Below are 2,192 nucleotides of genomic sequence, written 5' to 3'. Positions count from 1 at the left end.
CGAGCCCGAGCCGGTGCGCGGCTTGGCTGCAACGGATTCGCAGACGGCAATCGCCGCGTTCGTCGAGTTCGACGCTCTGCACACGGATGTAACTGCCTCGGTATTCCACCCAGACAGTCAGATGCTCCGCCAGCCCGAGCAGGGAGCGGCCGACGTCCTCGGCGTCGGATCCGGCGGCGGTGACGGTGCCGGCGAGATAGGTCCGGCTGCCGCTGGTCAGCGTCTCGATCTCGGGACGGGCGTCGTCGAGTGTCGCGATCCACACGGGCCCGAGATGATGCGGTTCCTCTATCGCGATATGCACTACTTCAGTCATCGGCGCTGGCCTCCTGCTGGCGCACGGCGGCCCGGATCCGCTTCGGGTGCGCCAGGCGCGTCTCGTAGCGGGTGCCGTCGACCGCGGTCCGCATGCACGGCTCGCCGATCGCGGCGCCGCAGCCGCCCTCGTCGGGTGGCGGGCACGGCGCGGTCGCGTAGGCGTGCTGCTGCTCGGCGGCCTCGTTCTGGCCGAGACGCCGCTCCCCCGGGCGTAGTCGGATGATCTGCGTCGGCTGCGGGTCAGTCACCGGCGCGCACCTCCTGAGCCGAATCCCAGTTTTGCACGACGTTGTCGGCGATCAGGGTCACGGTCACGAGCACGACGTACGGCGAGCCGCCCGGGGCGCGGCGAGCGGTCCCGATCCGCGGCCCGTCGATCCGCGGCCCGTCGTCGGTGATGTACCAGGGGAACGCGCGGTCGTCGATGGTGAGCGTTGCCCGGTGGGCGTCGACGGCGGCCGATCCGGCGATCAGAGTCAGGGTGACGCGCACTGACGTCAGGTGGTGCGGGTCGCGTTCGACGTACACGCTGCCGCGGTCGACTTTCCACGGCTGCCGGACGCCGTCGATGGTGAGCGTGCCCTCCGTGTGGTCGATGGCGACCTGCTCGGCGAGTCGACGCTCGGGGCGGGGTGTACCGATGCGGAACGGTTCGCCGTCGGTGACCTCGATCTGGTGCTCGGGCATGCTCACGCACCCCACGGCAGCACGAGGATCGGCGTCCGGAACACGAGCGGCAGCGTGGCGATCGGGTGGTGCAACAGCGCGTGCACGTAGTCGAAAATGCAGGTGAACATGGGTTTTACTCCTCGGTGGCGGTTGAGTTGATGACGTTTGCGATGAGTGCGCGCCAGCTGGCGGGCAGGGTGTCGAAGTGGTCGCATCGCACGACCGGGGGGTCGAGGGCTTCGAGCTCGGGCGGCGGGATGCGCCAGCCCTCGGAGTCGCACAGCGGCGGGAGCCCGGCGGCGGCACGGCGGTCGGCGCATGTGGCGATTCCGGCGCGACGGGCGTCGCCGAGGTCGCGCAGGCGGCGCTTGCGTTCGGCGTCCCAGGCTTCGGCGATGTGGCGGGCGTCGCGGCACTTGCCGCAGTTCGGCGCGTTCGGGTTTTCGAGATGCTGGTAGCAGCGCTGGGCCGGGCGCACGCCGAGACCGCCTGCGCTGGCTCGGATCTCGGCGGCGCGTTCGCGTTTCCACGCGATGTACGCCTCGGACAGTGCGTTGCACTCGGCGCAGTCTCCGAACCACTGGTCGTCATGCCCTGCGTGGAATTTTGGGGGTTCGTTGCTCGACGCTCGCGCGTCAACTAAGTGACGTTCCCCCATAACGTCACCAGAGATATCTATGTCTTTGTCTTTGTCTGGTTCGTTTGAGTTCGCGGTTTGGTTCAGCATTTGGTGAAGCACATCCGAAGCAATTGCTTCGCTGTTCTGAGCCGTTTCCGCAGGTGAGAGCATTTCGACGCTGTCAGAAACGGTCGGAATCGAGGTCGCATCCGTGCTGCCGGTCTGCGTGCTCCACTCCGATGAAAATTCGAGCGACGTTACCGGTTTGTGACCGGTTCCGGTCGAAGCATTTGCTTCGGCATTTGCTTCGCTCATGCTTGCCGGTTTGCTTCGACCCGAACGCGTCTCGCCGGACCGCTTGCCGCCCTTGCGACCGGCCTCGGCGCGAACCAAACGCTTCGCATCGAGTTCAGCCGCGGACGGCTGGTGATCGAGCCAGTCGTGCATTTCGACGGCGTCGCCGTCGACCTCGGCGAGCCCGGCCTCGATGAGTTCCTTGCGGGCCCGCGGCTTCCAACGGCTCGTCCACACCTTCATCGGTATGCGGCCGTCGTTGCCGGTGCGCCGGCACAGGCACCACGCCACC

General features: G+C 67.6%; 3 protein-coding genes and 1 pseudogene. All 4 read right to left on the bottom strand.

All coding sequences use genetic code 11. The features are described 5' to 3' along the window. On the bottom strand, positions 1-316 hold a 316-nt coding region (locus ACIA5H_RS37130), incomplete at its 3' end, for a hypothetical protein (RefSeq protein ID WP_397080983.1). Next, positions 309-566, bottom strand: a complete 258-nt coding sequence (locus ACIA5H_RS37125; RefSeq protein ID WP_397080981.1) for a hypothetical protein — start codon at positions 564-566, stop codon at positions 309-311. The genes ACIA5H_RS37125 and ACIA5H_RS37130, both read right to left, overlap by 8 nt. Further along, the gene (locus ACIA5H_RS37120; protein WP_397080979.1) at positions 559-1,005 is read right to left on the bottom strand and encodes a hypothetical protein; all 447 of its coding nucleotides are present in this window, start codon (positions 1,003-1,005) and stop codon (positions 559-561) included. Before ACIA5H_RS37120 ends, ACIA5H_RS37125 begins: the two co-directional genes overlap by 8 nt. Before the next feature lie 115 nt (positions 1,006-1,120). Next, positions 1,121-2,192, bottom strand: a pseudogene (locus ACIA5H_RS37115) (hypothetical protein); the annotation flags it as partial.

It is taken from the genome of Nocardia sp. NPDC051900 (assembly GCF_044452545.1).
Taxonomy (GTDB): Bacteria; Actinomycetota; Actinomycetes; order Mycobacteriales; family Mycobacteriaceae; genus Nocardia; species Nocardia sichangensis.
Note: the sequence above shows the minus strand (reverse complement) of the source record. Positions and strands in the feature narration are given on the sequence as shown.